General features: G+C 57.4%; 21 protein-coding genes. 16 read left to right on the top strand and 5 right to left on the bottom strand.

Annotated elements, in window-relative coordinates:
• Positions 1-168 precede the first annotated feature (168 nt).
• Complete coding sequence (locus tag CPY64_RS11750) at positions 169-687, bottom strand: flavodoxin family protein (protein WP_042482456.1); 519 nt, start codon at positions 685-687, stop codon at positions 169-171.
• Between the two features lie 83 nt (positions 688-770).
• Between CPY64_RS11750 and CPY64_RS11745 the strand changes: the two genes are divergently transcribed.
• From CPY64_RS11745 to accD, 4 genes are all read left to right on the top strand, one after another.
• Entirely contained in the window at positions 771-3065 is a 2295-nt protein-coding gene (locus CPY64_RS11745) for a RelA/SpoT family protein (protein WP_042482453.1), read from the top strand.
• Between the two features lie 75 nt (positions 3066-3140).
• Entirely contained in the window at positions 3141-4340 is a 1200-nt protein-coding gene (trpB, locus tag CPY64_RS11740) for a tryptophan synthase subunit beta (RefSeq protein ID WP_009456612.1), read from the top strand.
• Positions 4341-4356: 16 nt separating this feature from the next.
• Positions 4357-5190, top strand: a complete 834-nt coding sequence (trpA, locus tag CPY64_RS11735) for a tryptophan synthase subunit alpha (RefSeq protein WP_042482450.1) — start codon at positions 4357-4359, stop codon at positions 5188-5190.
• Between the two features lie 117 nt (positions 5191-5307).
• Complete coding sequence (gene accD, locus CPY64_RS11730) at positions 5308-6186, top strand: acetyl-CoA carboxylase, carboxyltransferase subunit beta (protein WP_039943198.1); 879 nt, start codon at positions 5308-5310, stop codon at positions 6184-6186.
• Between the two features lie 499 nt (positions 6187-6685).
• Here the strand turns inward: accD and CPY64_RS11725 are convergent, their stop codons facing one another.
• The gene (locus tag CPY64_RS11725) at positions 6686-9973 is read right to left on the bottom strand and encodes an Rne/Rng family ribonuclease (protein WP_042482442.1); all 3288 of its coding nucleotides are present in this window, start codon (positions 9971-9973) and stop codon (positions 6686-6688) included.
• 487 nt (positions 9974-10460) lie between these two features.
• Here CPY64_RS11725 and CPY64_RS11720 point away from each other — a divergent pair, with 487 nt between their 5' ends.
• From CPY64_RS11720 to CPY64_RS11705, 4 genes are read left to right on the top strand one after another with little or no spacing between them, the layout of a single operon-like run.
• The gene (locus CPY64_RS11720; RefSeq protein ID WP_226791369.1) at positions 10461-11423 is read left to right on the top strand and encodes an RluA family pseudouridine synthase; all 963 of its coding nucleotides are present in this window, start codon (positions 10461-10463) and stop codon (positions 11421-11423) included.
• 2 nt (positions 11424-11425) lie between these two features.
• Complete coding sequence (locus CPY64_RS11715) at positions 11426-12079, top strand: HAD family hydrolase (RefSeq protein WP_042482439.1); 654 nt, start codon at positions 11426-11428, stop codon at positions 12077-12079.
• 54 nt (positions 12080-12133) lie between these two features.
• The gene (msrP, locus tag CPY64_RS11710) at positions 12134-13087 is read left to right on the top strand and encodes a protein-methionine-sulfoxide reductase catalytic subunit MsrP (protein ID WP_042482437.1); all 954 of its coding nucleotides are present in this window, start codon (positions 12134-12136) and stop codon (positions 13085-13087) included.
• Complete coding sequence (locus CPY64_RS11705) at positions 13087-13695, top strand: protein-methionine-sulfoxide reductase heme-binding subunit MsrQ (protein WP_042482434.1); 609 nt, start codon at positions 13087-13089, stop codon at positions 13693-13695. Before msrP ends, CPY64_RS11705 begins: the two co-directional genes overlap by 1 nt.
• Positions 13696-13737: 42 nt before the next feature.
• Here CPY64_RS11705 and CPY64_RS11700 read toward each other — a convergent pair whose 3' ends face one another.
• Genes CPY64_RS11700 through CPY64_RS11690 form a run of 3 tightly spaced genes read right to left on the bottom strand, consistent with a single transcriptional unit; the run spans position 13738 to position 15838 of the window.
• On the bottom strand, positions 13738-14547 hold the full coding sequence (locus tag CPY64_RS11700) for an N-acetylmuramoyl-L-alanine amidase (RefSeq protein ID WP_080723714.1): 810 nt from the start codon (positions 14545-14547) through the stop codon (positions 13738-13740).
• Position 14548: 1 nt separating this feature from the next.
• Entirely contained in the window at positions 14549-15271 is a 723-nt protein-coding gene (locus CPY64_RS11695) for an SAM-dependent methyltransferase (RefSeq protein ID WP_042482431.1), read from the bottom strand.
• Positions 15272-15283: 12 nt separating this feature from the next.
• The gene (locus CPY64_RS11690) at positions 15284-15838 is read right to left on the bottom strand and encodes a Maf family protein (protein ID WP_232623227.1); all 555 of its coding nucleotides are present in this window, start codon (positions 15836-15838) and stop codon (positions 15284-15286) included.
• Between the two features lie 347 nt (positions 15839-16185).
• Between CPY64_RS11690 and CPY64_RS11685 the strand changes: the two genes are divergently transcribed.
• The 8 genes from CPY64_RS11685 (at position 16186) to fabF (ending at position 22623) form a co-directional block, all read left to right on the top strand.
• Positions 16186-16707 (top strand): YceD family protein, encoded by a 522-nt coding sequence (locus CPY64_RS11685; protein WP_026483102.1) that lies wholly within the window; start codon positions 16186-16188, stop codon positions 16705-16707.
• 74 nt (positions 16708-16781) lie between these two features.
• Positions 16782-16964: a 50S ribosomal protein L32 gene (gene rpmF, locus CPY64_RS11680; RefSeq protein WP_003800968.1), complete on the top strand. Its 183-nt coding sequence runs from the start codon at positions 16782-16784 to the stop codon at positions 16962-16964.
• A 41-nt stretch (positions 16965-17005) separates the two neighbouring features.
• The gene (gene plsX / locus CPY64_RS11675; RefSeq protein WP_042482426.1) at positions 17006-18094 is read left to right on the top strand and encodes a phosphate acyltransferase PlsX; all 1089 of its coding nucleotides are present in this window, start codon (positions 17006-17008) and stop codon (positions 18092-18094) included.
• Between the two features lie 25 nt (positions 18095-18119).
• A complete protein-coding gene (locus CPY64_RS11670; protein WP_042482423.1) occupies positions 18120-19097 on the top strand; it encodes a beta-ketoacyl-ACP synthase III in 978 nt (325 codons plus the stop codon).
• A 46-nt stretch (positions 19098-19143) separates the two neighbouring features.
• Entirely contained in the window at positions 19144-20082 is a 939-nt protein-coding gene (fabD, locus tag CPY64_RS11665) for an ACP S-malonyltransferase (protein ID WP_042482418.1), read from the top strand.
• Entirely contained in the window at positions 20083-20826 is a 744-nt protein-coding gene (gene fabG / locus CPY64_RS11660; RefSeq protein ID WP_042482415.1) for a 3-oxoacyl-ACP reductase FabG, read from the top strand.
• Between the two features lie 184 nt (positions 20827-21010).
• Complete coding sequence (gene acpP / locus CPY64_RS11655) at positions 21011-21250, top strand: acyl carrier protein (RefSeq protein ID WP_003800961.1); 240 nt, start codon at positions 21011-21013, stop codon at positions 21248-21250.
• A gap of 140 nt (positions 21251-21390) precedes the next feature.
• Positions 21391-22623 (top strand): beta-ketoacyl-ACP synthase II, encoded by a 1233-nt coding sequence (gene fabF / locus CPY64_RS11650; protein ID WP_021446869.1) that lies wholly within the window; start codon positions 21391-21393, stop codon positions 22621-22623.
• Positions 22624-22735: the final 112 nt, after the last annotated feature.

Below are 22735 nucleotides of genomic sequence, written 5' to 3'. Positions count from 1 at the left end.
CCTTCTTGAGGTCCTTGCTGCTTGAGGCAAATGCAGCTTGGGTAGGGGAGCTAAAGGCATCGTAGTCAGTGATGCTCGTGATTTCAGGCGGGCGGCATCGTTTTAAAGCGATAAAGCCATAGCACTAAAAGTTTGAATCAAAGCCTTTTGCACACGCAAAGGGCTTTTTCATAGACACAGCAGTGCCGCCAGATGCCCACCGGCTTCCCGAGCCTGGGCAATTTGTTCTTCACTCAAGGTCTTGGGGGCCAGAATGCTTTCTGGCGTCTGGGCGTGGAAGTTGAAGATACGGGTGGGGGCGGCCAGCTCCAGCCGCCAGCCGGTACAAATCCGCTCCAGTTGTCGTTGTGCACCTTGCCCATCGCTGCCCGCGCTGATCAGGGCGGAATAGGGACGCCCATTCAACTGATCCAGTACTTCGTAGTAGTTCCGGTCCAGGCACTCTTTCATGGCCCCGCTCAGGCTGGCCAGATTCTCGGGTGCGCAGAATAAATAGGCGTGGGAGTCGCGCAAATCCTGTGCATTCACCTGGTCACAATGCAAACGTTTGATACAGACCTGCTCTGTCTCGCCCAGTTCCTTGAGCACGTGCAGCGCTTCCTCCTCGGCCTGTTCGGCCAGTTGACGGGCCGCGCCGGTACGGGAGTGCCAAATCAACAGAAGCTGGCGGCATGTGTTCAGACTCATAAGCTCTTACTCGCGGTGATAGACTAGCGTCTACAGTATAGAGAGCCACTTCAGCGCTGAGTGGCCACATCAACGTAATTCACATGAATCACACCGCTTCTCCCCCTATGGCCGAGTCGGCCTTCAATCCTCAATGGTTCGCGCAAGCCAGCCACGGACTGGATGAAGCAGGGCGTACGCTATTGCAGGCGGCTGCCGACTGGGCGGGGCCTATTTTGCTGGATCTGGCCGGAAGTACCGGCGAACCCTTGGACAGCCATTGCGCTCAGGTAGCGCTTATCTTGGCTGGTTTGGGCGTGGACGCTCAAACCCGTGCCAGCGCCTTGCTGGCCGTCACTCCCGCTCCTGGGCCGGAGGTCAAGCAGGACCCGGTTCAGAAAGCCTTTGGTGCCGAAGTCATGACGCTGGTGCGTGGCTCGCGGGCCTTGTATCGGCTGGGCTCGCTGACCGGCCAGGCCAAGGAGCAGACGGGCGGGGGCGATCAAAAAGAAATGAAGCGCAAAATGCTGCTGGCGATGGCCGCCGACTTGCGCATTGTGTTGATGCGCCTGGCCTCGCGCTTGCAATCCTTGCGCTGGTATCGGCAGTCCAAGACCGTGTGCCCGGTAGCATTCGCGCGGGAAACGCTGGAGCTGTATACGCCCTTGGCCAACCGTCTGGGGATTTGGCAGATCAAGTGGGAAATGGAAGATCTGGCCTTTCGCTTTCTGAACCCGGACGTTTACAAGAATATTGCCAGTCAGCTGGAAGACAAGCGCGTGGAGCGCGAAACCCTGATCAGCCAGGTGCGTGACCAGTTGCTGGCGGCCTTGAAGCGCGAACATATCGTGGCCGAGGTCTCGGGTCGGCCCAAGCATATCTTCAGTATCTGGAACAAGATGCGTAACAAGCATCTGGACTTCGAGCAGCTGTTTGATCTGCGGGCTTTGCGCGTCATTGTGGATGACGAGCGCAGTTGCTATCACACGCTGGCTGTGGTGCATTCGTTGTGGACACCTGTGCCCGAGGAGTTTGACGACTATATTTCCCGCCCCAAGCCCAATGGCTACCGCTCCCTGCATACTGTCATTGCGGATGCGCAGGGGCGTTGCTTTGAAATCCAGATCCGTACGCGGGATATGCATCAGTTTGCGGAGTACGGGATGGCGGCCCACTGGCGCTACAAGGAAGCCGGTGCTCAAGGTGGACAGCAGACAGCCGATGGTGAGGACGATAGAAAGATTGCCTGGATGCGTCAGTTGCTGGCCTGGGACAGGGAGGCGTCCACCTCGAATGCGACTGACTCCGGCCCGCAAGCAGACAGCAGCAAGGATACCGCCTCGCAAGCGGTAGCGGAGGCTGTTGTCAGCAAAAAGCCGTCTGTTGCTCGCCCTTTGAAGGCTCAGGAAGACGAGCATATTTATGTGCTGACGCCGCAGGCCCGGGTTATTGAACTGCCTGTGGGGGCGACGCCCGTAGACTTTGCTTACTACCTGCATACCGATCTGGGCCACCGTTGCCGTGGTGCGCGGGTTGATGGGCAGATGGTGCCTTTGTCCACGCGCTTGTCGACCGGCCAGACGGTAGAGATTGTGGCGGCCAAATCCGGCGGCCCGTCGCGTGACTGGCTGAACGTGCAGCTGGGCTTTCTGGCCAGTCCACGCTCGCGCTCCAAAGTGCGCGCCTGGTTCAACGCGATTGAATTGCAGCAGCGCATCTCCCAGGGCCAGAGCATGGTCGAAAAAGAGCTGCAACGCTTGGGCCGCACGGCCGTGAACCTGGAGCAGATGGCGCAACAGCTGGGCTTTGCCAAGGCGGACGACTTGTACGTTGCCGTGGCCAAGGATGAGTTCAGCCTGCGCCAGGTCGATGCCCTGTTCCGCGAGGACGTTCAGGAAGAGGAACCCGTACAGCGCGTGTTTGATGCGGCCCGGGAAAGTGTTTCCAAGACCGGGAAAAGCGGCGTGCTGGTGGTGGGCGTGGATTCGCTCATGACACAGCTGGCCCGCTGCTGTCGTCCCGCACCGCCTGATCTGATTGCCGGTTTTGTGACTCGTGGCCGAGGGGTGTCCATACACCGTGCCGACTGCAAGTCTTACCAGGAATTGGCTGATCGACAACCTGAAAGGGCTATTAGCGTCGATTGGGGCGATACGGGGGATACTCAGTATCCCGTGGATCTGGCCATTGAGGCGCAGGAGCATCCCAGCCTCCTGCGTGATCTTTCGGAAGTGTTTGCCCGCCTGCGTTTGAACGTAACGGGTATCAACACCTTGAGTCGCCGCTCGCTGACGCGCATGATCTTTACCATTGAAGTGCGCGATGGCGAGCAAATTCAAAAGGCTTTAGCGGCCTTGAACGAGTTATCGGGCGTTAGCGCCCGCCGCTACTCGTCCTGAACTGCTAAAATCGGTAAACCTAAACCTCGCGGGCGCTGTGCCCGCGATTGTTCTTGTCAATCAAGAGAGCGAGCTTTGAAAACCTATACCTTGCCCGACCCGGATGGACATTTTGGTCAGTTTGGTGGTTCGTTTGTCGCTGAAACGCTGGTCCACGCCCTGGACGAGTTGAAAGCAGCCTACGAACAGTATCGGAACGATCCTGAATTTCTGCGTGAGTTTCACTACGAACTCAAGCATTTTGTCGGTCGTCCCAGCCCCGTGTACCATGCCCGTCGATGGTCGGAGCAACTAGGTGGAGCTCAGATCTGGTTCAAGCGCGAAGATCTCAATCACACTGGCGCACACAAGATCAACAACTGTATCGGTCAGATTCTGCTGGCTCGCCGCATGGGCAAGCCACGCATCATAGCTGAAACCGGCGCAGGCCAGCACGGCGTGGCAACGGCAACCGTTGCCGCCCGCTACGGTCTGGAATGTGTGGTCTACATGGGTAGCGAAGACGTGCGCCGTCAGGCTTCCAATGTGTACCGCATGAAGTTGCTGGGTGCGACGGTCGTTCCTGTGGAGTCTGGTTCGCGTACCCTGAAAGACGCGCTGAACGAAGCCATGCGTGACTGGGTCACCAATATCAGCAATACCTTCTACATTATTGGTACGGTGGCTGGCCCTCATCCTTACCCGATGATGGTGCGCGATTTCCAATGCGTGATCGGTGATGAGTGCGTGGAGCAAATGCCTCAGGACGCTGGTCGTCAGCCTGATTACGTCTTGGCGTCGGTGGGCGGTGGCTCCAATGCCATGGGTATTTTTTACCCATACATCGAGCATAAGGATGTAGAGCTGATTGGTGTGGAAGCGGCTGGACGCGGTCTGGACACGCTGGAGCACTCGGCCTCCTTGAACAAGGGCATGGTGGGTGTGCTGCACGGTAACCGTACCTATGTGCTGCAGGACGATGACGGCAACGTCATGCCTACGCATTCGGTGTCGGCTGGTCTGGATTACCCGGGCGTTGGACCCGAGCACGCCTGGCTGAAGGATTGTGGCCGCGCTCAATATGCTACCTGCACCGATGAAGACGCCCTGAAAGCGTTTCACGATTGCTGCCGTATTGAAGGCATCATGCCTGCGCTGGAGTCCTCGCACGCGCTGGCGCATGCGGCTCGCATTGCCCCGACCTTGCCCAAGGATAAAATTATCTTGGTCAGCTTGTCCGGTCGTGGCGATAAGGACATGCATACGGTCGCCGAGTACGGCGGCTTGACTCTGTAAGCAATCGGGAACTGATATGTCGAGTAATGTGCGTCTGAAAAAGACGTTTGAAGGTTTGAACGGGCGCTGCGCCCTGGTGCCTTATATTACGGCCGGAGACCCTTCGGTGCCCGCTACCGTGGCCTTGATGCATGCCTTGCGTCAGGCCGGGGCAGATGTCATTGAATTGGGTGTGCCGTTTTCTGATCCTACGGCCGATGGTCCTGTGATTCAGCAAGCGGCTGAACGTGCCATCAGCCGTGGTGTCGGCTTGCGTAAAGTGCTGGAGATTGTGCAGCAGTTTCGCCTGATCGACGAGGAAACGCCGGTTGTCCTGATGGGTTACGCCAATCCTATTGAACGTATCGGTCAGGCCGAATTTGCCGTGATGGCTGGCAAGGCGGGTGTGGACGGCGTGCTGACGGTAGATTACCCACCTGAGGAGTCCGAGGATTTCACTCGTTTGCTGACCGAGCAGGGCGTGGATACTATTTTCCTGCTCTCGCCCACGTCCACGGACGAGCGCATTGCCAAGGTCGCCGCTCTGGCCCAAGGCTATGTGTATTATGTGTCCCTGAAAGGTGTGACTGGTTCGGCCCAGATTGATGTGGTGGATGTGGAACACCACTTGCAGCGTATTCGTCAGCACGTCAAAATTCCGGTCGGTGTGGGTTTCGGGATTCGTGATGCGCAAAGCGCCAAAGCCATTTCCCGTAGTGCGGATGCAGTTGTCATCGGCTCCAAGCTGATCCAGACCATGGAACAGGCTGTGCAGGAGAACGCTGGCAAAGAGCAAAAGGATATCGATGCAGCTGCGGTTGCAGCAGCCAGCCAATGGCTCGCGCAGATACGTCAGGCGCTGGATAATTAGCCTAAATACCTATTCCGCGTATAGAATCATCTGCCTGTTCTTGATGAACAGGCGCTTTTTTTCAGAATAAAGAGCTTGGTGGGCCGGGTGCCGGCCAGGCGAAAACAGGATCTAACAATGAGCTGGATCGAGAAAATACTCCCGCCGCGAATCAACCGTAACCCCGAAAGCAGCCGTCGCGTTCCCGAAGGGCTGTGGGTGAAATGTCCGTCGTGTGAGTCTGTGCTCTACAAGGAAGATCTCCAGGCAACCTTGAATGTCTGCCCCAAGTGCAGCCATCACATGCGTATTGGTGCTCGTGCCCGGATCAAATCCTTGCTGGACCCCGAAGGCCAGACCGAGATTGGTTCCAACACCCGTCCTATGGACCCCTTGAAGTTCCGCGATTCGCGCAAGTACACCGAACGTGTTTCCGAGGCGACCAAGCAAACGGGTGAAACTGAAGCCATGGTGGTCATGAGTGGCACGATTTTGTCTGTGCCTGCTGTGGTTGCCTGCTTTGAATTCGAATACATGGGTGGTTCCATGGGTTCGGTGGTGGGCGAGCGTTTCACACGTGGCGTGCAGGCGGCTATTGCCAACCGCAGTCCTTTTATTTGTGTGGCGGCTTCGGGTGGTGCGCGTATGCAGGAGAGCTTGTTCTCTCTGATGCAGATGGCCAAGACCACGGCTATTTTGGCGGAGTTGTCCGAGGCGGGTTTGCCGTTTATCAGTATTCTGACTGATCCAACCATGGGCGGTGTGTCGGCCAGTTTCGCTTTTATGGGCGATGTGGTGATTGCCGAGCCTAATGCCTTGATCGGTTTTGCCGGTCCTCGTGTGATTGAGCAGACTGTGCGCGAGAAGCTGCCTGAAGGTTTCCAGCGTGCTGAGTTCTTGCTGGAGAAGGGGGCGATCGATATGGTGGTGGATCGTCGCGAGTTGCAGCGTGAACTGGCGGAGTTGCTGGCTTTGTTGACTCGTCAACCGGCTGAGGCTGTGTCGCGTCATCCTTGATTGCCAAGGATTCGCTAAAGAAGAACGCCACCTGGGTTTAGGTGGCGTTTTTTTATTGCCTGCTGTGTTTTTGTTTTTTGCAAAGAGGTTTTTGGTATTGAGGCGTTGGCTTTTGAGTGGAAGCTTCAGGGCGAGATTGGCTTGGTTTTCTTGGTGTGGGGAGTACGGCTCTGGGGCGGGGCCCTGGCCCGTGCTGCGCACGGGTACCCTTGGCTATTGAACAATCCAGGCGCCCAGTGAACTCGCCAGGTACTTGGTCCCCCGGACCAAGTACAAGCGCCTGGCTCAAACAGCACTGGGCTTGCACCCTGGATTGTTCAATAGCCCGCGGCCAAGTCCTTGACTCGCCCCAGGGCCGTACTCCCCACACCAAGAAAAAAGGAATATCGCAGAGGGCTCAAGGAGAAGGAGACGGAGAAGGAGCCCAGATGGCTGCTCTTTACGGATACGAGAGGCAAAAAAACGCCGCCCTTTGGGGCGGCGTTTTTAGTCTAGCTGTTTACTGCGTTTCGACCTGTTGCAGCGGTTCGCTGTTCTCGGTTTCTGCAGCACGTTGCTTGCGTGGGCGACCCAGGCGCACTGGTGCAGGCTGGTAGTCGTCCTGTGTTGCCGAGCGAGCGGTTTCTACCAGTTCGATGCCTGCGGCGTTCAGCACGGCTTCCAGAGGAGCAGCAGCAGGCTTCTGTGCTTGTTCAGTAGCAGGAGCTTGTGCAGCAGCGGCTTGAGTCTCTACGCGAGTCTCTACGGCTGCGGTTTCCACTGGAGTGGCTTCAATGGCTGGGGCTTCAGCTGCGGGCTGAGCTTCTGCAGGAGTAGCAACGGTTTCTACGGCTTCGGCTTGCGCTTCTACGGCTTCGGCTTTGACTGGTTCGGCAGCGGCTTCTGCTTGTGCAGGAGCAACGGCTTCTTCGGCTGCAGGAGCTTCTGGAGCAACTTCGGCGGCTGGAGCTGTTTCTTCCTGGGCAGCCGCGGTTTCGACAGCTGCAGTTTTCACTGGAGCAGTTTCAACGGCTGGGGCTTCAGCTTGAGCTTCAACGACTTCTGCTTTTGCAGGTTCGGCAGCGGCTTCTGTTTGTACAGGAGCAACGGTTTCTTCTGCGGCAGGAGCTTCTGGAGCAGCTTCGGCCTGAACGGCTGGAGCGGCTACTTCTTCCTGGGCTGGAGCGGTTTCAACGGCAACTGCTTGGGTCGTGGCGACTTCTTCAGCTTGTTGGGCAGCTTCGGTAGCGGCTGGAGCTTCCTGAGCGACCTCTACGGCGACAGGAGTGGCCTCTTGGGCTGCTGGTGCCTCTACGGCTGCTTTGGGCTGTTCAGGCTCGGCTGCTGCGGTTTGGGCAGCGGCTTGTTCCTGGGCATCCAAGGCCGCGGGGTTGAAGCTAGGCGTTTCGTGAGCAACGTAGGCGTTGGTATTGCCTTCTTCGTTGTTCTCTTCGTTCTCGGCTACGGCGTTGGCGTCCGTGTTGCGACGACCACGACGGCTACGACGACGGCGACGTTTGCGTTCTGGATCCAGAGCGCCGTTCTCGCTGTTTTCGTCGGTTTCGGCATCCGAGTTGTCGCTGGTATCAGTGCTGTCGGCCTCAGCCAGCTGTTCGGCGCGATTTTGCGCTTCTTGCTTGGTGGCGGCTACGGCAGCGGCTGCGGCGACGCCGGCAACAGCGGCAGCAGCCTGTTCTGGCTGAGCTTCTGTGCTATTGACGTCTTTGTTCAGCTCGACATTTTCTGCGCTGCCTTCTTCACGGCGTTGACGGCCACGGCCACGACGGTTGCGTGGATTGCGGCTGTTGCTGCTGCCTTCGTCGGCCGTGGCGGGCGTTGCATTGGCGCTGGGGCTTTGTGCGGTTTCCAGAGCGGATTCGTTACCGGCCGAGGCGTTGCGGCGGCGACCGCGCGTATTACCGCCGGTGCTTTCCGGGCTGGCTTTCTCTTCCTGGGCGGCTTCCGGGCGGTTGGACTGGCGACGGCCCCGTCCACCTTGACCACGGCCACCGTTGGATTGGCCTGGGCGGCCCTGGCGGCGACCGGAGGAGGATTTGCTGCCTTCGGTTTTGGTGGTTTCGGCAACGGGCTCGGCCGGTGCGCCGGACAACCAGTTCAGCAAACGCTTGAGCAGGCCGGGCTTGTTGTCGCTGGCAGCGGCGCTGGCGGCGGCCGCAGCGGCAGGCTTGCTCATGGGGGCAGGCTGGGCCGGTGTGGTGCTCTTGACCAGGGCTTCTGGACGAGGCTTGATTTCGTGGCTGCGGTGCGGCACCAGGCTGTCTTGCTGTTCAGGTTGCTGAACCAGCTCGTAGCTGCTGCGCAGTTCGTCCAGACGAGGATCGTCGTGGCGCAGGCGCTCGATGATGTGGTGCGGAGTTTCCAGATTCTTGTTGGGAATCAGGATCAGGGCAATGTTCAGGCGCGATTCGATCTTGGTGATGTCGGCGCGTTTTTCGTTCAGCAGGAAGGTAGCCACATCCACCGGCACTTGAGCGTGCAGGGCGGCAGTGCCTTCTTTCATGGCTTCTTCTTGCAGCAGACGCAGTACGTGCAGGGCGCTGGATTCGGCATCGCGAATCACGCCAGTGCCGGTGCATCGTGGGCAAGTGATGTGGGAGCCTTCGTTCAGGGCAGGGCGCAGGCGTTGACGGGACAGTTCCATCAGACCAAAGCGCGAGATCTTGCCCATCTGGACGCGGGCGCGGTCCAGGTGCAGGGCATCACGCAGGCGTTGTTCGACAGCACGCTGGTTCTTGCTGTCTTCCATATCGATGAAGTCGATAACAATCAGGCCACCCAAGTCACGCAGACGCAACTGGCGGGCCACTTCGTCGGCGGCTTCCTGGTTGGTGCGCAGGGCGGTTTCTTCAATGTCGGCACCACGCGTGGAGCGGGCCGAGTTCACGTCGATAGCAACCAGAGCTTCGGTGTGGTCGATAACGACAGCACCGCCCGAAGGCAATTGCACGGTACGCGAGTAGGCGGTTTCGATCTGGTGTTCGATCTGAAAGCGCGAGAACAGGGGGATGTCATCGCGGTACATCTTCACGCGATGCAGATTGTCGGGCATGACCACGCTCATGAAAGCGGCGGCCTGCTCGTGAATTTCGTCCGTGTCGATCAGGATCTCGCCAATATCGGGCGAGAAGTAATCGCGGATGGCCCGGATAACCAGGCTGGATTCCAGATAAATCAGGATAGGGGCAGCATTGTCGCGGGCCGCGCCATCAATGGCGGTCCACAGCTGCATCAGGTAGTTCAGGTCCCACTGCAGTTCTTCGACGCTGCGGCCGATGCCTGCGGTGCGGGCGATGATGCTCATGCCCTGCGGAATGTCCAGCTGGTCCATGGCTTCGCGCAGTTCCTGGCGGTCTTCGCCTTCAACGCGGCGCGATACGCCACCCCCACGGGGGTTGTTGGGCATCAGGACCAGATAGCGGCCTGCCAGGGAAATGAAGGTGGTCAGGGCGGCGCCCTTGTTGCCACGCTCTTCTTTTTCAACCTGGATAATCAGTTCCTGGCCTTCAACCAGGGCATCCTGAATGCGGGCGCTGCGTACATCAACCCCTTCCTTGAAGTAGCTGCGAGCCACTTCCTTGAAAGGCAGAAAGCCGTGACGCTCTTCACCGTAGCTGACGAAGCAGGCTTCCAGGCCGGGTTCGATGCGGGTGATGACCCCTTTGTAGATATTGCCTTTGCGCTGTTCGCGCCCGGCTGTTTCGATGTCGAGGTCAATCAGTTTTTGACCGTCGACAATGGCGACGCGTAGTTCTTCTTGATGCGTCGCATTGAACAACATGCGTTTCATGAGTGTGGATCTCCGTTGTCATGGAGCACCGAAATATCGGCGCACGACCGCGGGTCACAGGTGTGTAGCGCTATAGCTGCATCAGTTTGGAGCAGGCAGGCAATATCGGCCTACCGGCTTATAGTCTGGGAGGCACGAATCGCGCCAAAGCGCGAAGTTCAATCAGCAGGGGGGTCAGAGTCACGATGTGTGTTTGACGAATATAAAATTGCTGGGGAACGGCAGTCGCATAAATCATGCGGCTGGTGCAAAAGAGCGGGACAATCTGTGCAGGAATTCAGCGCCGCACGCGGGAGGAAAACATCTCTTGGAAAGCGGGCCTTCTTGCCACACGACTTTCGCTATTTCGGACTCACCCCGGCGACCTTATGACCCGGAAGCTGGAACTCAAGGATACAATTATCAGTCCTTGGTCATCCAACGGAGACGCACCCTTTGCATCTCTACGCTGGACCCAGTCTCAGCTTCCATAGGCTGAAGCGATTATATGCCCCTTTTTGTTATGTGCAAACCTCATGAATCACAAAGATCAGCCCCTCAAGTGCGAATACTGCGCATTGATGAAACGCGGGCGGGTCAGCGTATAGATAATTTTTTGTTACGCGAATGTAAAGGGGTGCCAAAAAGCCACATTTACAAAGCGATCCGCGGCGGTCAGGTGCGCGTGAACAAAGGCCGTATCAGCAGCGACTATCGTTTGCAAGATGGCGATATGGTGCGAATTCCTCCTCTGCGTCTGCCTGAGCCCGAGCAAGCCCGTCCCGTCCCCGCTGCCGTTTTCCCGGTAGTGTTCGAGGACGAACACATGATGGTGATCGACAAGCCCGCAGGTGTTGCTGTGCACGGCGGCAGTGGCGTGTCCTTTGGTGTCATCGAACAGTTGCGCGCCGCGCGGCCTCAGGAATCCTTTCTGGAACTGGCCCACCGTCTGGATCGTGATACCTCCGGTTTGCTGATTATTGCCAAACGTCGTGCGGCTTTGGTCGGCTTGCACGATATGTTCCGTGAAATCCGTGCCCGCAAGTTTTACTGGGCGCTGGTGCAGGGCGATTGGGTAAACGACCGTCAGCACATCCGTTTTCCCTTGCTGCGCTGGCTGACCGAAAGCGGCGAGCGACGTGTCAAGGTTGACCCGGCTGGCAAGCCTGCGCATACCATCATCACCATGCAGCGTCGCTTTGGTCGCTTTACCTTGGTGCAGGCAGAGCTGAAAACCGGCCGCACCCACCAGATTCGGGTTCATTTGGCCCATTCGGGCTTTCCGATTGTGGGCGACGACAAGTATGGCGATGATGCCATTCGTGATCAGTTCGCCCGCCAGGGCTTCAAGCGCATGTTCCTGCATTCGGGGCGCCTGGAGTTCAATCACCCTGTCACCGGACAGCCTCTGGTTCTGGAGGCCGCCTTGCCGGCTGCCTGTCAGATCCTTCTTGAGCGTTTGGAGAAGTAGTTATGACGCGTTATGCCGCCGTTCTGTTTGATTGGGACGGCACAGTGATGGATTCGACGTACTCAATTGCCAGTTCTATTCAGTTGGCCAGTGCGGATCTGGAATTGCCTGTGCCTTCGATTCAGCAAGCCAGCTGGGTGATCGGTTTGTCGCTGGAAAGCGCCTTATATCGCGCGGTGCCGGATCTGACCGCCGAGCAGATGCCGCTGTTTCTGGAGCGTTATCGTTATCACTTTATGCAGCGTGACCCGCATATCAAGCTGTTTGATGGAATTTTGCCTTTCATGGGTGAACTTCGTGGCCGCCAGATTGCCTTAGGAGTGGCAACGGGAAAAAGTCGTCAAGGTTTGGATAGGGTGCTGCAGCAAGTCAATCTCAGCACTTTTTTTGATGCCACCCGTTGCGCGGATGAAACCCGCAGCAAGCCGGACCCGGAAATGCTGCATCAATTGCTGGCTGAGTTGATGCTGGAGCCCGAGCAGGTCTTGATGGTGGGCGATACCGTGCACGATATTCATATGGCGGCCAACGCGGGCATGGATAGTGTCGCTGTCACGTACGGCGCGCATGATCCTCAAACCCTGGCCAAGGCAGAGCCCACGGTCATGGTTGATAATGTGGCGCAAATGCGCGATTGGGTATTGGCACGTATTTAATAAGCGGCAAGCGGGTTTGACGGCCATCTTGCCAGACAGGTTCAGGAGATGGAGATGTTCAAATCACGCTCGCAGCCCATACGTCCCTCTGAAATTACCGATGAGTCGGTCTGGCGGGCTCGCCGTCGTCTGCTGTTACAGGCTCCGGGGGCTTTGGCTTTGGCGGCCAGCTTGCCTGGCCCGGCGCAAGCGGTCCCGGTGGGGCAGGCCTTGCCATTCACGCCTTCCCAGCGCTGGAAGCTGGACGATACGCCCACCAGCGAGTCCGACATCACTTCCTACAATAATTTCTACGAATTTGGCACGGGCAAGGAAGATCCTGCCCGTCATTCGGGGCAATTCAAGACTGAACCCTGGACCTTGCAGATCGACGGTCTGGTGCACAAGCCCTTGACCCTGGATATGGACCAGATATTGAAGCTGGCCCCCTTGGAAGAGCGGATTTACCGTCTGCGTTGTGTGGAAGCCTGGTCCATGGTGGTGCCTTGGGTGGGGTATTCCTTGTCTGCCTTGTTGAAACAGGCCGAGCCTCAGGGCTCGGCGCGCTTTGTCCGATTTGAAACGGCGGCAGACCCGGAAACCATGCCGGGCCTGCGCTCTCGTATTCTGAACTGGCCTTATGTCGAGGCGCTGCGACTGGATGAGGCCATGCACCCTTTGACCTTGCTGGCTACCGGCCTGTACGGGAAAAGGCTGCCTGTTCAGAATGGCGCGCCCGTGCGGCTGATCGTGCCGTGGAAGTATGGTTTCAAGTCGGCCAAGTCCTTGGTGCGCATTACCTTGACGGATACCATGCCCGAGTCCAGCTGGATGAAGGTAGCCCCCCATGAATATGGTTTTTACGCCAATGTGAACCCTGAAGTGCCTCATCCCCGATGGAGTCAGGCGACTGAACGTGTCATCGGGTCGGGGTTTTTCGCCACCAAAAAGCCGACCTTGCCTTTTAACGGCTATGCGGAAGATGTGGCTGGCTTGTATGCCGATATGGATTTAAGGCGTAATTACTAATGAGTACCTGGAAGGCTGCGCAAGTAGACAGGCTCAAGCCCCTGGTGTTTTTGCTGGGCTTGTTTCCTTTGGGGCGCTGGGTGTGGCTGGGTTTCAACAATGGTCTGAGCGCGAATCCCGCCGAGTTCCTGACGCGCTCCAGCGGGGTTTGGGCCTTGGTACTGTTATTGCTGACGCTTGCCTTGAGTCCTGTGCGGCGTCTGCTGGCTCAGCCCGCGTTGGTGCGCTGGCGGCGTATGTTGGGTTTGTTCAGTTTCTTTTATGCCGCCTTGCACACGCTGGCCTGGGCCTGGTGGGATCGCTCGGGTGATTGGCTGTCCATGTGGCAGGACGTGGTGCAGCGTCCCCTGATTACGATCGGGGTGGTGGCCGTGCTGATTTTATTGGTGCTGACCTTGACCTCTACGAATGGCTGGCAGAAACGTTTGGGGCGTGGCTGGAGTCGCTTGCACCAAACCATCTATCTGGCGGCAGTGCTATCCATCTTGCATTTTTACCTGATTCGTATTGGTAAAAATGATGTGGTGGAGGTCTATGTGTATGGTTTGGTGCTGGCAGGCTTGTTGGCCTTGCGCCGCTGGCCTGCGTTGAACAAGACAGCGCACTAGGAAAAACAGGTAATGAGCATTCGCCCATTACCTGTTTTTTTATCAATCCAGACTTTGCAGGATGGCGGCTGTTTCGGCATCCAGAATGCCGTCATAGCGGGCGGGGCGGTAGTGCATCTGGAAGGCGGCGATCACATTTTGTGTCGCCTTGTCGAAAGTCCCGCTGTCCGGAGTCTCGTAGCCTGCTTTTCGCAACAGAGCCTGGGTTTGAGCGGCAGAGGGCAGGGGACGGGTGGCGTATTGCGCTTGCAGCGCGCGAGCCTGTGATTCCTTGTACCAGCGGCCTATGCCCGCTTGAGCCAGTTCCTTCCAGGGGAAATGGGGGCCGGGGTCCAGCTTGCGCTGTGGGGCAACGTCGCTGTGGCCAATAATATTGCGTGGAGACACGCCATGGCGTTGAGCCAGGTCTTTCAGCAACGCTTTGATTGCTTCAATCTGCCCGGATGTGTACGGGGCCCAGCGGCCATCTGCCAAGCGACCCATGTTTACGATTTCGATGCCAATGGAGCCGGTGTTCAGGTCTGTGAAACCGTACCAGGAACCCAGGCCGGCGTGCCAGGCGCGGCGCTCTTCTGGAACCAGGCGGTAGACCGTGGGGCGACGCTCGTCGCTGACCAGGTAATGGGCGCTGACATCACGCTGCGTTAGCACCTTCAAAGAGGTGGCGTGGTCGCCTGCGGTGTAGTGCATGACCAAATAGCGGACTCGGCTGTTTTGGCCCTGCGCGTTATAGCTGTCATCAAGTTTGAAGGGGCCGCTACTGCCACAGGCCGCCAATAAGGCCGTCAGGCTGAGCACGCCAATCTGAAAGCCGCGTTTCAAGGCGGGGGTAAAGCAGGACAGGAGTTTCATCTTAACGGCCAGCCAGAAACAGGAAAATGCAGGGGGTTTTGTCCAGGGCAGGTGCTTGGCGTTCGCGCCATTGTTCTACCGTGGCGGTCTGGATCAGCTCACGCGAGCCGGTCAGGTCACGAGCCAGGCACAAGCGCGTTGTGGGCTTCAGGGACTGCAGCAGGGCGCTGTACATGGCCTGGTTGCGATACGGCGTTTCGATCAGGATCTGAGTTTGTTTCAGGGCCTGGGACTGGCTTTCCCATTGCTTGAGCTGCTTGGCGCGTGCGCCGCCATCGACGGGCGCATAACCGTGAAATACAAATTGCTGTCCGTCCAGGCCGCTGGCCATCAGGCTGAGCAAAATGGAAGAGGGGCCAACGTGCGGGCGCACGGGGATTTTCATCTCGTGGGCCATGGCGACCACCAAGGCGCCGGGGTCGGCCACGGCGGGGCAGCCTGCTTCCGACACCAGGCCAATCCCCTGGCCTTGCAGGGCGGCTTTCAACCACTCACGCATTTCACCAGGTTTGTTGCCGCGCTTGTCCAAGGTATGAATGGTGATTTCTTGCAGAGGCACCACCGGCTCAACCTGTTTCAGGAAAGCCCGGGCGGTTTTGGCGTTCTCGGCAATAAAGATGGTCAGTTCACGCGTCAACGCTTTGACGTCGGCGGGCAGCCAGCCGCTGATCGGGCTCTCGCTTAAGCCTACAGGGATCAGATGCAAGGGGGCGGCTTGGGGCATGGCGTATCGGTCCTAAACGGAAGGGGTAAGAAGGTTGGGGCGCAAGGGGTTCAAGCCAAAGTGCCGCAGCATGGTGCACAACTCGATCAGGGGCAGGCCGATAATGGCGGTGGGATCGTCCGAGCGCATGGACTCCATCAAGGCAATGCCCAGGCTTTCGGCCTTGGCGCTGCCGGCGGTGTCATAAGGCTTTTCCTGCAGCAAATAGTGCTCGATTTCCTCATCGCTCAATGCACGAAAACGACAATTGGTAACAATATCGCTGCTCAGAAATTTCTGGCCATTTGTCACGCATAAAGCGCTGTGAAAGTCGATGCTTTGACCGCTCAGGCGACGCAGTTGTTTCTGTGCGCCGGCATGGTCGCCAGGCTTGCCAATGGCGTCTTTGCCAGACGTGGCGACCTGATCGGAGCCAATCACGAGTGCGCCTGGGTTCAACTGGCTGATACGGGCGGCTTTTTCACGCGCCAGACGCAGGCTGAGCTCGGCCGGAGCCTCTCCGGGACGTGGGGTTTCGTCAATGTCAGGCGACTGACAGGTGAAAGGCAAGCCCAAACGCGCTAACATAGCGCGGCGATAGACTGAGCTTGATGCAAGGATGAGACGCATGGTGTGTTTTAGCTGTGCTTTGGTTTGACTGCCTTGTGCTTAGCACGGTATTATCTAATGTTTTCTTCGTTATTGAAATGGTTGTGGGCTAGCTTGGCGGTTTGCCGGCTGTGTTTTACATGCTTCAATACCGAGGGGCAGGAAAAAAGCGGTACAAGAAAAAATGGTAGAGCAACCCAAGCGATACCAAGGCAGTGAAACAAGTAAACAGCAAGCAAGCAGCAAACAAGCGACAAATAAAGCAAAACAAACAAGCGGTACCCAGATCCCTGGCAAGACCGTGGTTTGATGCCCTAAGCATACTTATGACGACACAGTATATCGACACCTTGAATCTAGCCCGTGCCCCTCAGGAAATGTCGGGTCAGGTGCTGGTGGAAGATCTGTCTCGTCTGGTATCCGATTTGCCCGATCAAGGCGATTTGCGCATTGACTGGAGTGTTTCGGGTCGGGAAGATTCTGCCCGGCGTCGTTTTGTGCATGTGCAGGCCAAAGGTAGCGTCATTTTGGAATGCCAGCGCTGTGTGAAGCCTTTTGAGTGGCCCATCGATATTTCCAACGAAGTACAGATTGTGGCAACCGAGGAAGAACTGGAGCTGGATGATGACGATACGGAAGGTCCTGATCGCATCTTGTGTGAAGGCCAGCTGGATGTCCTGGGACTGGTCGAGGATGAACTGATTCTCAGCGTGCCTTATGTGCCGCGCCATGAGGTTTGCCCCGACGCTCAGTCGCTGTCCATGGAAGCCAAGTCAGACGACCTGGATGAATCCGCCTTTGAGCGGCCGTCCCCGTTTGCTGTGCTGGGTTCGCTCAAGAAGTCTTGATTGTTTGTTACTAATTCGTTAATTTTTTCGGGCTGCACCCATTTATTCGGGGTTGTCCATCTACAGGAGTCATCATGGCTGTTCAGCAGAATAAAAAGAGCCCGTCCCGGCGTAACATGCGTCGTTCGCACGACGCGCTTACTGGTCCTTCGACGGCTATCGAGCCTACGACTGGCGAGCTGCACCTGCGTCACCACATCAGCCCTAACGGCATCTACCGTGGCCGTAAAGTGCTGAAAACAAAGAACGACGAGTAATAGTCTCTTTGTCGTTGCAAGCAACATAGGTTGCATGCTTGATGTCTAACAAAAAAATACGTATTGCCATCGATTGCATGGGCGGCGATATCGGTTTATCCGTCACTGTCCCTGCAGCGCTGCTTTTTGCCAAGCGCTATCCGGATGTGCACTGCTTATTGGTTGGCGAGCCTCAGGCCATCGAGCAAACATTGCGTGCGCAAGGTAATGTCGATACCTCCTGGTACGACATTCTTCCCGCATCCGAAGTTGTCACCATGGCCGATTCGGTCGAGGTGGCCCTGCGCCGCAAAAAAGACTCCTCCATGCGAGTGGCTGCCCAGTCCGTCAAGGACGGGATAGCTGATGCCTGCATTTCTGCGGGCAATACCGGCGCATGGATGGCAATTTCGCGCTACATACTCAAAACTCTGGATGGGATTGATCGCCCAGCCATTGCCACGTCCATCCCGAACCAAAAGGGCGGGGCCACAATCATGCTGGACCTGGGTGCCAATGTGGATTGTTCCGCAGAACACCTGTTGCAGTTCGCCATTATGGGATCTGCCCTGGCCAGTATCGTGGATCGCCATGAGCGTCCCACCGTGGGCTTGCTCAATATTGGGGAAGAGGTCATCAAAGGCAACGAGGTCGTCAAAAAGGCGGCTGAACTGTTGCGCTCCAGCGGACTGAATTTTTACGGCAACGTAGAAGGCGACGATATCTGCAAAGGTACTGTCAACGTGGTCGTGTGTGACGGTTTCGTGGGCAATGTGGTCCTCAAGTCCATTGAGGGCCTGGCCAAGATGGTCGGCAGTATGCTGCGCGACGAATTTACCCGTGACCCTTTAAGCAAAGTCTCCGCTTTGCTGGCTCGTCCTGTCTTGAATCGTTTCCGCGACAGGGTGGATAATCGCCGTCATAACGGTGCGGCCCTTTTGGGTTTACGCGGTATTGTTATCAAGAGTCATGGTTCTGCCGATGCCTACGCTTTCGGTTATGCTTTGCAACGGGCCCGCGGTGCGGTGCTCAATGGTCTGCTCAGCGGTACCAGCCAGGCAGTCGAACGCATCATGCAAAGTGTGAACTTGCATGAAGAGCAAAGCGGCGAACCAGATACACGCCATACTTCAGAGCCCTCGTCCTCATAAGAACGGGCTTGATCGGGAACATAAAATGACGATATTTGCCAAGATTATCGGTACAGGCGGCTACCTGCCTCCTCGGATTGTGTCTAACGATGATCTAGCGCTTGAGCTGGCTCAAAAGGGTATCGAAACCTCCGATCAGTGGATTGTCGAGCGTACCGGTATTCATCAGCGCCATCTTGCCGATCCCGGTGTTCGTACCAGTCATTTGGCAACACAAGCCGCGCGTCAGGCGCTGGAAGATGCGGGCGTTGCTGCCCAGGATCTGGACCTGATTGTGGTGGCTACTTCCACTCCCGATTACGTTTTCCCCAGCACGGCGTGCCTGGTGCAAGCCGAATTGGGCAACAAGGGCGCGGCCGCGTACGACGTACAAGCGGTGTGCAGCGGCTTTGTCTATGCACTGACAACCGCCGACGCCATGATCAAGGCAGGCCGTGCGCGCAATGCGCTGGTTATCGGCGCCGAAGTGTTCTCCAGCATCCTGGACTGGAACGACCGCTCTACCTGCGTCCTGTTTGGCGATGGTGCGGGCGCTGTGGTTCTGCAAGCCAGTGATGAGCCCGGTATTTTGGCCGCCCAGCTCAATGCGGATGGCAGCCAAATGGGTATTTTGTGTGCGGCAGGCAATGTCTCGCACGGCCAGGTCGTGGGCGATCCCTTCCTGCGCATGGACGGTCAGGCTGTGTTCAAGCTGGCTGTTACCTCTCTGGCCGCTTCGGCCAATCAAGTCTGCGAACAGGCTGGCGTTTCCCTGTCGGATATCAATTGGCTGGTCCCGCACCAGGCCAACGTTCGCATCATCAATTTTCTAGGTCGTAAGCTGGGTATCCCCTCCGAGAAGGTGGTTATCACGGTTGATCAACATGCCAACACCTCGGCAGCCAGTGTGCCCTTGGCCCTGAATGCCGCTCGCCGGGATGGTCGTATCCGTGCCGGTGATCTGGCGCTGTTGCAAGGCGTGGGTGGCGGCTTTACCTGGGGCTCGGTGCTGGTCCGCTGCTAAGTAGCGCGATCCGGATTACCGCCTCATCTCTTTGGGTTTTTCTACCATGAAAATTGCGTTTGTCTTTCCAGGACAAGGCTCGCAGTCCGTGGGCATGCTCGATGCCTGGGGCGAGTCTGCTGTCGTACAGCAAGCCATTGCACAAGCCAGCCAGTCGCTGGGCCAGGACCTGGCTCAGTTGATGGCGCACGGGCCTGCCGAGGCTCTGAACCTGACTACCAATACTCAACCTGTCATGCTGGCTAGCGCCGTGGCCATGTACCAGGCCTGGATTCAGGCTGGTGGCCCTGCTCCTGCCGTGATGGCCGGTCACAGCCTGGGTGAGTACTCGGCCCTGACTGCTGCCGGTGCTCTGAGCCTGGAACAAGCGGTTCCGCTGGTTCGCATCCGTGCCGACGCCATGCAAGCTGCCGTCCCTGTGGGTGTGGGTACCATGGCCGCTGTGCTGGGTCTGGATGACGATCAGGTACGTGATGTATGTGCCCGTGCCTCCGAGGGGCAGCAGATTGTTCAGGCTGTTAACTACAATGCGCCTGCCCAGGTGGTGATTGCCGGGAATGTGGAAGCGGTAGATCGTGCATGTGCTCTGGCCAAAGAGGCCGGTGCCAAGCGTGCTTTGGTGTTGCCTGTATCGGCTCCTTTCCACTCCAGCCTGCTGGAACCGGCAGCTGCTGTGCTGGCCCAGGCTCTGGCTTCGGTGCAAGTGCAAACGCCTGCTATTTCCGTGATCAATAACGTGGACGTAGCCGCGCCTACCGACCCCGAACAGATTAAAGATGCGCTGGTCCGTCAGGCCTGGCATCCCGTACGCTGGGTGGAGACCATCCAGGCCATGAAGGCCCAGGGTGTCACCCACGTGGTCGAGTGTGGACCAGGCAAAGTGCTGACAGGTCTGATCAAGCGTATTGATCGCGATCTGGTCGCCTTGTCGATCAGTGACCCTGCATCCTTGCAGGCCACCTTGGAAGCCCTGGAGGGAGCATAAATGCAAGAATTGGATTTAAGCGGCAAGACCGCCCTGGTAACCGGCGCATCGCGCGGTATCGGTCAGGCGATTGCCAAAGAATTGATGGCACGCGGTGCCAAGGTGATTGGTACCGCCACTTCCGAGTCCGGTGCACAGGCGATTTCCGCTGTGCTGGATCAGAACGGCAGTTACGGCCATGTATTGAACGTGGACGACCCGGCTGCTTGCGAAGCACTGATCTCTGCCTTGAGCAAAGAAGACGGTGGCCCGCACATTCTGGTCAATAATGCCGGTATTACGCGTGACAACCTGGCCATGCGCTTGAAAGATGAGGACTGGGATGCGGTTATCCAGACCAATCTGAGCGCCGTGTTCCGCCTGTCACGTGCCGTCATCCGCCCCATGATGAAAGCCCGCTGGGGCCGCATCATCAGCATCACCTCGGTGGTGGGCGAGAGCGGCAACCCCGGTCAAGCCAACTACGCGGCTGCCAAAGCAGGCGTGGCTGGCATGAGCCGCGCCTTGGCGCGCGAGCTCGGTAGCCGTAACATTACAGTTAATTGTGTCGCTCCGGGCTTTATTGATACGGACATGACACGCTCTTTGACTCCTGAGCAGTCGGCGGCAATTTTGTCGCAAATCCCCCTGGGACGACTGGGTGCTGCTGAAGATATCGCCAACGCGGTAGCCTTCCTGGCCGGGTCGCAAGCGCAATATATTACGGGCAGCACCATCCATGTGAATGGTGGTATGCACATGTAAGGCTTGGCATCGCGCCCGGCTGAGGTAAAATTGCGGGATTATTTGGGGCCTATTGCTTGAGCCGGCGTTGTACGAATAACGTTGGGCCTCATACAAGAACGCCGTTTTTTGTCATAGCTTATCCCTCTTAGCAGTATGGATTGGCTATAATTTGCGGGAATTTTTCCCAACTTGGAGAATCTGCATGGAAAGCATCGAACAGCGCGTCAAGAAGATCGTCGCTGAACAACTTGGCGTTAACGAAGCCGAGATCAAAAACGAATCTTCTTTTCTCGACGACCTCGGTGCCGACTCGCTCGACATGGTCGAGCTCGTGATGGCGCTCGAAGACGAATTCGAAACCGAAATACCAGACGAAGAAGCTGAGAAAATCACGACGGTCCAGCAAGCTGTGGACTACATCAATTCTCACAGCAAGCAGTAAGTTCAATTAAGAGGGTGGGCGGCATTGTGCACGCCCTCGCTCCAGAGCGGTTTCCAGAGAGTAGCCTGTGCCCGGCGGCTTTAGCTTGCAAGACGCAGTTATTCCCTTTAAACCGCTTTTTTTGTGTTTAGGAGTCATCCGTGAAACGACGTGTCGTGATTACCGGGCTGGGTATTGTTTCCCCGGTCGGCAACGATATTCCTACCGCGTGGGATAACATCGTCAATGGGCGTTCGGGCATCGGGCGTATTACCCGTTTCGATCCTTCGGCCCTAACAGCCCAGATAGCGGGTGAGGTCAAGGATTTTGATTTAACACCATACATTTCGTCCAAAGAAGCCAAGCAGATGGATACCTTTATCCATTACGGCGTGGTGGCAGGTATGCAAGCCTGGAAGGACTGCGGCCTGGACATCAACAGCATCAATGCTGAGCGTGTGGGCGTTATCGTAGGTTCGGGGATTGGTGGTTTGCCCCGCATTGAAGAAACCCAAAAAGATTATCTGGAACGGGGTCCACGTCGGATTTCCCCGTTCTTTGTACCCGGCTCCTTGGTCAACCTGGTGTCCGGCCAGTTGTCCATCGGCCTGGGCCTGAAAGGCCCTAGCTACGCAGTCGTGTCGGCATGTACAACCGGCCTGCACTCGATTGGTGACGCTGCTCGCTTGATCGAGTATGGCGACGCCGATGTGATGATTGCCGGCGGTGCCGAGTCCACCGTGTCCCCGCTGGGCATTGGCGGTTTTGCTGCCATGCGTGCTCTGTCCACCCGTAACGACGATCCTGAAACGGCATCGCGTCCCTGGGATATGGACCGCGACGGCTTTGTGCTGGGTGAGGGCGCTGGTGTGCTGGTGCTGGAAGAGTACGAACACGCCAAAAAACGTGGCGCTCGCATTTACGGCGAATTCTCCGGCTACGGCATGAGCTCGGATGCTCACCACATCACATCGCCAGACCGTGACGGTCCGCGTCGTGGCGTGATGAACGCCTTGCGCAATGGTGGCATCAACGCTGATGAAGTTCAGTACGTCAACGCACACGGTACTTCCACGCCATTGGGTGATGTGAACGAGTCCGAAGCATTGAAACTGGCTTTTGGCGATCACGCTTACAAGCTGGTGGTCAACTCCACCAAATCCATGACGGGTCACCTGCTGGGTGCTGCCGGTGGTATTGAAGCGGTGTTCACCACCTTGGCGGTGTACAACCAGATCTCGCCTCCAACCATCAATATCTTCAACCAGGATCCTGCTTGCGACCTGGATTACTGCGCCAATCAGGCGCGTGACATGAAGATTGATGTGGCTCTGTCCAACTCCTTCGGGTTTGGTGGCACCAACGGTTCGATGGTGGTGCGCCGTCTTCGCTAAGCTGGACTGCCCCACTCGTAACGCCCAGTCCTGGTCGATCGGAGCTCCGGCTCCGGTGCGCCGACTGGGCGTTTTTGTCTATGTTTTACTCGCCTCAAGCCTGGCCTGGACG

This window comes from Alcaligenes faecalis, from assembly GCF_002443155.1.
GTDB classification, from domain to species: Bacteria; Pseudomonadota; Gammaproteobacteria; order Burkholderiales; family Burkholderiaceae_B; genus Alcaligenes; species Alcaligenes faecalis.
This window is presented reverse-complemented; position numbering and strand designations above follow the sequence as displayed.